Raw genomic sequence first — 7,887 nt, 5'->3', positions numbered from 1 at the left:
CCGCACCGCAGCAAACGAGCAAAGCCTGACAAGAAAGGCACTCGCGCTCAGTTCGGTACGCCTCTCTCTGCGCCAGCAACACGTTGTTTTTCAACAATATCGGCTCTTTGCGGTCATTTGCTGAAGATGGCCTGATTGACTGCTACGCGCAGAAAAAGCGGACTTTGCAAAGTCCTGTTGTTCTACCTCAATCGCCCTTTGACACAAATCTTTTCCGAGTGCGATCACCCCGTGCTAGAAAACAATCCGGGTTCTTAAACCAAACAGAGTAATGCTATCCTGGTCAGGGTTCAGAAGCGGGTTGGAGATGAATTGTATCGAAGGCGTGATCTGCAGCCCGGGTGAGATTGAAAAGCGATAGAATGCTTCAAGCGTGAACTGATCGCCGTCTATGCCTCTTGCCTCAGCCCAGTTCAGACCCAGCCCGGCCAAATCGGTATTGCGACCGTAATAGCCGACACCGGCAGAAATGGACCGATCATAGAGTGCTGCTGTCCCTTTTGAGGCCCCTGCCCGAAAGAATGGCATCCACTTATTGTCAACAAACCATGCAGCAGAAAACGCGGCGCCGTAATCTTCTGGACGGCTACCATCATCAGCCGCGTCCGCATGCCAGAGGGTCAGATGGATATTGTCGAAGTAGATGCGATCAAAGCCAGAAGTGTAGCCGAGTTCGAGTGATTTGAATAAATTACCATCGCTGAACACATTAAAGTTTGGATCAGACGGGTCGGCATTTGCGTCTGAGACGCTCGCGACGGCGTAAAGGTTATCGCTCAGCTTTACCCCACCGGCAATGCCAATGCCTTGGTTGGGCGTGTTAATCGTCGGGTTGGTGTTGAAGGACAGGTTTTGGAAACCACTGTAGGGGCTTACCAACCCGTAAATATCCACAAAGTCGGTTACATCAATCTGCCCGACTTGCAGCGTCCACGAACCGTTCTCGGCCCTTTGGGTCCAGAACAGGTTGGTCAATAACAAACCATTATCGTTGAAGGCCGTCCCAGTGATCGAAAGCGCTCCGCCATCCAGCCCGAGAAACTGTGGGGCAACATCGGTATAGCTGTGCCGGTTTTCAATCTTGAATGTCAGGGAACCCCGTTCAGTTGCCTGCCAACTTCCGTAGAAACGAGCGATTCCACTTGCGGCTTCACCAGTTCCCAAATCAGCATTCGTGGTTTGGCCCAATGCCAAGTAATCCACGTTGAACCGAAACCCACCCTCAGCCAGCCGGTCTTTCCACTGAAACCAACCCGGAGCGATGTTGCGTGGAAAATCGGAACGGTACTGTGGGTCGGTCAGTCCATCTCCGGGCTGTAGATCAGCCTCGACCGAAGAAGGCCCAGACAGTCCTTGCGCCGAGGCAGCGCCAGCAACCGCAACACTCAATGTGACAACGAGAAGTCTTATCATTCAGACGCCTTTGCCCCGCCGGTCTTGCGATGACCCGCTGCAAGGATGCGATCAGCAATCGATGCCGCCCAATCATTTGTTGTTGGCGTGCTGGTCATCAGATCTCGCATCGTTTCAGTCTGCGAGACCTCCAAAACATAGCTGGAGCTCATTGGCACATTGCCGTCTACGATGCGGAAAGTGTAATTTGTTTCTTCAATTGACAGTTTGCCTGTCAGCCGCACCGGTTCGTGCATAGTGCTGGGGCTCCAGTCGTCAAAAACTCGCGCCCGGATCATCTGATTGGCGTTTGGCGGTGGGGTATGGCTGCACATGCCGCGTATGGGAACGAGGTAGACGACAGTGGTCCCGTCCGCTTCGAAAGGCGCTGGGATAGCGTAACCCGCCAATGTAACGATTTGACCATCAAGGTTCGGATTAGCCGCTGTTGCTGCTTTCTTGCGCCGGTCGGCGACGGTCCAGCGTTGGTCGATCAGCCAATCTGCATCAATCCCGTCTTCAGACAGTTCCTCAAGTGCCGCATTGATTTTTGCGGCACCGTCGGCCATCTGAGCCTCGCTGAGAGTGGCGTCGTTCAGCAGCTCCCTGTTTCGTACGATCGCCCGCAAGGATTCGATCTGTTGATAGTTCAAATCCTCAAAAGGATCCTCATAGGTTTGTGCCGACGGATCGATCAGATCCTGCCAGGCGATCTGCTCAGCCGAAGCGGGCGCGGCGAGCGGAACAAACAGCGTCAGAATGCTCATAGTCAGCAAACGATGCATCTCTTTCTCCAAAAAGTGTTTCGCGGGGCGGCCGAGGTAGAAAACCGCCCCGCAGGATCATCGGGTCAGCGTGTTCGTGTACATCAGACCACCCAATTCAAATGTTTATGGATAAACAGCTGGTTCCCGAACCGCTGGCCGGTACATAATGCTGTCGGTATCGACCATGGTGTTCTTGTAGGCGCGGCCATCCTTCATCACGAGTTGCAGCTTGCTCTCATCCAGGATCAGGTTGATGTCCTCAAGCGGGTTGCCGTCCCAGATCAGGATGTCGGCATAGCTGTCAGGCGCGATCTGGCCCAGGTTATAGGTCGGATAGGGGTCTTTTGGACCAGACCACTTGAGCACGATCCCCGCGTTGCCGGTCCAGTGCTTCAAGGCCTGCGCAGGGCTGAAACCCGCATCGACGTTGCAGGTGATGTCCTCCTTGATCTTCTCGACCAGTCCAGGGCTGAACATGTCCGACCCCCCCACAATGAACATGCCGTACTCATTCATCCACTTGGACATCCGGCGCACGCCTTCGCCGGCCGCTACGCCCTTGAGCTTCTGTTCATGTGTGAAGAATGCCGGCATGGAATCATAGCTACCGAAGGACTTGACGCTCATAAAGCACTGGAAGCTCCAGACAATGTCCTTGGTTTCATTGTATTTTGCGACCATTTTCTTCACCATGTCCTCGGAGATCAGGAAGCCATGTTCGAAAGAGCGGGTACCGAGCCTCAGGTGCCTCTCGTAGCTTTCGTCGTGGTACGCATGCACGGCCACATAAGTGCCGTTGTCACGTGCGATTTCGACTGCCCGGGCAACCTCGTCCTCGGCGAGCCCAAGAATCTCGAGCGGATCGAACTCGCTTGCAACTCCTCCGCCGCCCATGACCTTGAGAAAAGCCGCTCCCCGGCGCAAGTTTAGACGCGCAGCAAGCGTAACATCATCCACTCCGTCGACCACCCAAGTGTTGCCGGTCGCCTGCGCCATATCCAAACCGTTTTCGAGTATGTGGGGCGGTACGTTCCTTCCCGCCCAGTCACTGTGACCGCCAGTCTGGCCAATGGCGCCACCGGAGGAATATACCCGCGGTCCGCGAATGAGGCCCATATCGATGGCCTTGGCGACATCCAGCGGATCGCCGGCGATGTCCCGAACCGTCGTGATCCCCTTCATCAGCATGTGATCGTTCATGTATTGGATGGCAATTGCTCCACCAGCCGCGCCGTCCCAGCGGGTCTGATAGGCTGCTGTGCCTTCGGGCGCGTTGAGCATCACGTGTTGGTGCATATCGATCAGACCGGGCGTCATCACTTTTCCAGTTGCTTCGATGACGAAGGCGCCCTCTACCTCGATCGGATCGGTGGAGACCTGAGTTATGACGTTGCCCTCGACGAGCACGTTGGCATCCTCGATCAGATCCGGGCCGAACCCGTCGAACACATCGACATTGGTGAACAGGATCGGCGGCGGCGTATTATCCTGCGAAGCCGCAGGTGACGCGATCGCTAGCACTGCAACGACCGCCGTTGCGGTTATTGTCTTGGACATGATTTGTCGGACTCCCCTGGTCTTGTTTCGGCATGTGGGAGCCTCGGCCGATCATCAATTACTTTTTTTGTGCCTCGCGCACAGAATAATCATAGGCGGCAATGTTAGCTCCTCGCACTAAAAGCGTACTAGGTGCGAAAGAGGCCACCTAACAGTATTCCGGTTTTAGGATGAAATGGTAAATTTGCGGTCGCAAAATGGTAAATGCCTTGCGATACTGCGTCGTGTGCGCTCCGATAATGGTGGAAGGTGTTGGTCGCAGTCGTAAAACTTAGGTACGCGCTGAACTTCGCAATTGCCTGCGAAGACGCTGGCTGTGACCCAATGAAACTCCTGCAAGCTGTCGATATCGACGAACGTATGATGCAAGAACCGGAGTTGATGATCGCGGAGCACCAACTCTGGACAATCGCAAGCAAAGCCGCAACGAGTACCGGAAAATTCGACATCGGCTTTGATGCCGGATCCGTTTCCAGCGTGCAGATGCATGGTGCCCTGCGGCAACTTTATGATCAGAAAACACTTATCGATCGCTTGGCCACCTTCTGCAATATGGCAAAGCTGGAATACAGCAGAGCCGATTTCTTTGTTCGCCCGGCCTGGAATGGTCTGGTTTTCGGCCGCAACGCCATTGTTGGCGATCGCGAGCAGGTCCGGCAGGTTGAACTTTATGTTCTTCAACTCATGCTAGAAACCGTCCGGAGTGCACTGGGGCCGTCCTGGGCTCCGAAGAGGCTGAACCTACAGTCGGATCATCACCTCGACCTCGAATGGCTTGCCCAATCCGCGGAAGCAAGACTTCGGTTTGCTCAGCCGGTCACGGAAATCCACATCGAACGCGGGGAAATGGTTTCAGAGGCCGTCATTTTGCCCGATCCTGCCACGCATGATCAGATGGTTCCCACGACGCGCGCCATTGCCGCGCTGGTCTGCACCTACCTCCACGATTCTCGCTTGTCTCTGCAATTCATTGCGCGGTTGCTTGGCCTGAGTGACCGTCACCTGCAGCGCGATCTTCAAAATGAAGGGACCAGCTTTTCTGAAATTCTGTCCCGGGAACGGACAAAAGCCGCAATAAACATGCTAAAGGTGCCAGAGTTAACGATATTTGAGATATCGAAATCCTTGGGTTACTCCAACCAGGCGCATTTCACGCGAGCTTTCATCAGAAGCACAGGAATGACACCATCTCAATTCAGGAGAGGCGTCTAAACTCAAAACATCTCTGCAAGCAAGATCTGCAATTTCGTTGGTTGCCAATGAGTTAAGACTCTTTGGGCTGAATGTAGCAATTGAGTTTGTACCAAATGTGGGCTCTGCATGCTCGATGTTGGAACTGCAATTTGGCTTTTAGGAAAAATATAACTTGCGAGTTTTTTCTGCTCTCAAGCTGATCAAACATACAACGCGTTTCCACAGCTAGTGCTGACGACGGGAGTAATTGGAAACAAAAGCAGCCACTCGTCTATCGCAAACAATTGGCTTGTTTGCCCCGGTGTTGATTGCCGAAAAGGGATGCAGCGAAGGATCGGTTTCGGATTGAGCCAATATACCGCATCCGAATGACCGGTTCGGTGAAGTGCGCTGCATCGCAATGATAGACGTGCCGCGCCTGTGAGCAGATGGTGCGCAAGCAAACACCCGGACAGGCAACGACGGAAAAGTCCGCGATCTGTGAGTTCGAGCGGGGCAGCATTTCGGCAGTGCGGCGAAAATCCGGTCTGGTGAAGCTGCGCCGCAGCGCTTGGCGACATCGGCAACGTCAGGAGTGGGCCGATCCCTGAAGCATACATGCGGGCTTCGACACGAGATGCCGCGCCGCATCCGACGGCAGCAGTGAGCCAAAGCGGCCACTTCAAAAAGACACGAACTGCTCGAGAGCCGCCGCTAGCTATGCAGCCGCGCGTGCAACTCAATCGGTGCGATCAAACCGCTCTCAATGTTGTGCACCATGTGACGTACTTTCAGCGCGGTGTCATCGCCCATGATGAGATGTAGCCCGAGTGGCGGGGGACCGTCGGCCTGGCTTTGTGCGGCAGCAAGATCAGCGAAGAACTGTTTAGCAAACGCTGTACGGTCAATGCGTTCCCCAACCTCAAACCCCACCGATTTTAAGGCCGCCTCATAGGTTTCAGGCGGGTCCAACGCGCTTAGTTCACGAGATGATGCCCAAGGCGCCGGGTAATCCATTTGTCCGCTTCCGACCTGCATCACATCGTAGATCGCAAAGATGCCGCCAGGCTTGAGAACCCGCGCTGCTTCTCGCGCGATCCCAGTTTTATCGGCGATATTCATGCCGACGTGGATCATGTAGGCCGCGTCCATTGATGCGTCCTCAAAAGGCAACTCGAGCACGCTGCCTACAACCAATTCAATCTTGTCATTCAATCCCGTCCACTCGGTCAAAGCGCGCCCGGTTTCTACAAATTCGGGCGTCAGGTCGATGCCGGTGACATGAGCTCCTGTCGTTGCAGCGACAAAGCGGGCTGGGCCTCCCAGACCACAGCCGAGGTCCAGGACGCGACTACCCTTGGAAAGCTGTAGCGACTTAACAAACGGTTCAGTTGCACGACGGCCACCAATATGAAATTCGTCCACCGGAGCGAGTGCGTCGTGCGCAATCGGTGGTGTCAGATCCAGCGCCGCGCAGCCGTCAGAGATGCGTTTAAGCAGATGTCCTGAATGATAGTGTTGGGCGACCTCTTTCAGGTTCGTTATGACATAGCCTCCCAAAAGTGATGATGGCAGGATATATCAGCAGGGATAATATGTCAGCTTACCGCCCAGACTTGAGCGCGTGGCTTAGGTTGCTTCAAGCGGGTGCGTCTTCAGGGGCCAGGATCGTCATGCCGGCCTTTTCCGCCACCGCCATGATCGCCGGAATGTCGGGTGGCCCATCGGGTGCAGGAATATCCGTTGTGCCGTCCGGCATTGCTTCGCCCGCTTCGGTGAAGAATGTATCATGCATAGCTCCCGGAGCGTTGATGCATAGCAAGCGACCTGGAGTTTTCCCAATACAAGTAAACGCGTGCACCGCGCCATCGGGGACTTTCACGAAATCGCCACTGCTTACCTTTTTTGTCTCGCCGTTTAGGAAAAACTCAAACTCGCCTTCGAGCACATAGAAACTCTCATCTTCGCCAGCGTGATGATTGGGGGGCGCGCCGGCACCCGGGGCGGTCTTGATTTCAACGATTGTACAGCGATCTCCGGTTTCGGCTGGAAATGCGTGGAATTTCAGAAGGTTCCCTAGAAGGTGATATGTGCGAGGGCGAGATTGCGTCATTTCAACGACTCCCTTTACTTCGATGAATGTACCTTTATGATACACATATCCACTCATGAGACAAGTTTATCATTAAGGAACATCGGTGTGGCCCCTCGAACCAATCAAAAGAACAGGACTAGAGAGGCGTTGCTGGCGGCGGCACGTGAGCTTATGTCAGAGGGGGAAAATGTGACGCTTGCCAAAGTAGCAGAGCGCGCGAAAACCGGTCGGGCAACGGTATACCGGTACTTTTCCGATCCCGGTGTGTTGGCCCTCGACGCGACCCTCGACATAGAGGTGATGCCGACCGCAGAATTGCTGGAAGGACTTGAGGATGTACGCAACCGTGTGCACGCGGTTGCGCGCTACTATCTGGATTTCTCCCGCAAACATGAGGCTTTCTTTCGCCAGTTTCTGGCTGAATCGCTGAAGGCATCACTGCAAGACGGCACTGTCAAAATGCGTGGAGCGAGAAGGGTCGCGGCATTTGGAGAGGCCCTTGAACCCGTTTGCAGCTCGATGAAACTGAGCGATTACGAAGATCTGACACTACGTTTGGCCATGACAACAGGCATAGAGCAGTTTGTGATATTGGAAGATATTCTGCGCGTAGATCAGCAAAAGGGGTACCGGCTACAAGAAGGTCTCGTGGACGCTCTGCTTAACCAGTACCTGCCGAAAGTGTGAAACGCGCCAGCAACGCAATTTCGGTTAGATGGGCGCTTTTTAGCTGTGCAGATGCTCAGCTAAACGTGTTGCAATGCAGCGAACGACAGCTATGTCGAAGGTTATGTCGAAGGTTTTTCGATGCGGGCCGCGGCGCATCGTTGGCGTTCGTGTGTAACCCGGCCCGCGTTGAATAACCTGACAAGGAGGAAGCCGCGGGAGGCTGGGCGGCGTCTA

The 7,887-nt window shown here is 54.5% G+C and carries 7 protein-coding genes; 2 read left to right on the top strand and 5 right to left on the bottom strand.

Annotation, left to right across the window (positions count from 1 at the left end):
- Positions 1-234 precede the first annotated feature (234 nt).
- The 3 genes from AC2FNC_RS19220 to AC2FNC_RS19210 form a co-directional block, all read right to left on the bottom strand.
- Positions 235-1,203, bottom strand: coding sequence for a carbohydrate porin (locus AC2FNC_RS19220; RefSeq protein WP_496716322.1), 969 nt, complete (start codon positions 1,201-1,203; stop codon positions 235-237).
- Between the two features lie 206 nt (positions 1,204-1,409).
- Positions 1,410-2,177 (bottom strand): DUF3299 domain-containing protein, encoded by a 768-nt coding sequence (locus AC2FNC_RS19215; RefSeq protein ID WP_496716320.1) that lies wholly within the window; start codon positions 2,175-2,177, stop codon positions 1,410-1,412.
- 105 nt (positions 2,178-2,282) lie between these two features.
- A complete protein-coding gene (locus tag AC2FNC_RS19210) occupies positions 2,283-3,716 on the bottom strand; it encodes an amidohydrolase family protein (protein WP_209503344.1) in 1,434 nt (477 codons plus the stop codon).
- Between the two features lie 324 nt (positions 3,717-4,040).
- Here AC2FNC_RS19210 and AC2FNC_RS19205 point away from each other — a divergent pair, with 324 nt between their 5' ends.
- Positions 4,041-4,928: a helix-turn-helix domain-containing protein gene (locus AC2FNC_RS19205; RefSeq protein WP_496716318.1), complete on the top strand. Its 888-nt coding sequence runs from the start codon at positions 4,041-4,043 to the stop codon at positions 4,926-4,928.
- Between the two features lie 675 nt (positions 4,929-5,603).
- Here the strand turns inward: AC2FNC_RS19205 and AC2FNC_RS19200 are convergent.
- Both AC2FNC_RS19200 and AC2FNC_RS19195 read right to left on the bottom strand, forming a co-directional pair.
- Entirely contained in the window at positions 5,604-6,449 is an 846-nt protein-coding gene (locus AC2FNC_RS19200) for a class I SAM-dependent methyltransferase (RefSeq protein WP_496716317.1), read from the bottom strand.
- Between the two features lie 79 nt (positions 6,450-6,528).
- Complete coding sequence (locus tag AC2FNC_RS19195; protein ID WP_480556043.1) at positions 6,529-7,002, bottom strand: cupin domain-containing protein; 474 nt, start codon at positions 7,000-7,002, stop codon at positions 6,529-6,531.
- Between AC2FNC_RS19195 and AC2FNC_RS19190 the strand changes: the two genes are divergently transcribed.
- Positions 6,994-7,671, top strand: coding sequence for a TetR/AcrR family transcriptional regulator (locus tag AC2FNC_RS19190; protein WP_496716316.1), 678 nt, complete (start codon positions 6,994-6,996; stop codon positions 7,669-7,671). The genes AC2FNC_RS19195 and AC2FNC_RS19190 overlap by 9 nt on opposite strands.
- The last annotated feature ends 216 nt before the right edge of the window (positions 7,672-7,887 follow it).

It is taken from the genome of Ruegeria sp. BHSA123 (genome assembly GCF_059613425.1).
This window is presented reverse-complemented; position numbering and strand designations above follow the sequence as displayed.

What these genes read in the sequence shown, in the direction of transcription:
- AC2FNC_RS19205 (WP_496716318.1), top strand. Translation starts at nt 4,041, where the DNA reads ATGAAACTCCTGCAAGCTGTCGATATCGACGAACGTATGATGCAAGAA.
- AC2FNC_RS19215 (WP_496716320.1), bottom strand. Translation starts at nt 2,177, where the DNA reads ATGCATCGTTTGCTGACTATGAGCATTCTGACGCTGTTTGTTCCGCTC.
- AC2FNC_RS19195 (WP_480556043.1), bottom strand. Translation starts at nt 7,002, where the DNA reads ATGACGCAATCTCGCCCTCGCACATATCACCTTCTAGGGAACCTTCTG.
- AC2FNC_RS19210 (WP_209503344.1), bottom strand. Translation starts at nt 3,716, where the DNA reads ATGTCCAAGACAATAACCGCAACGGCGGTCGTTGCAGTGCTAGCGATC.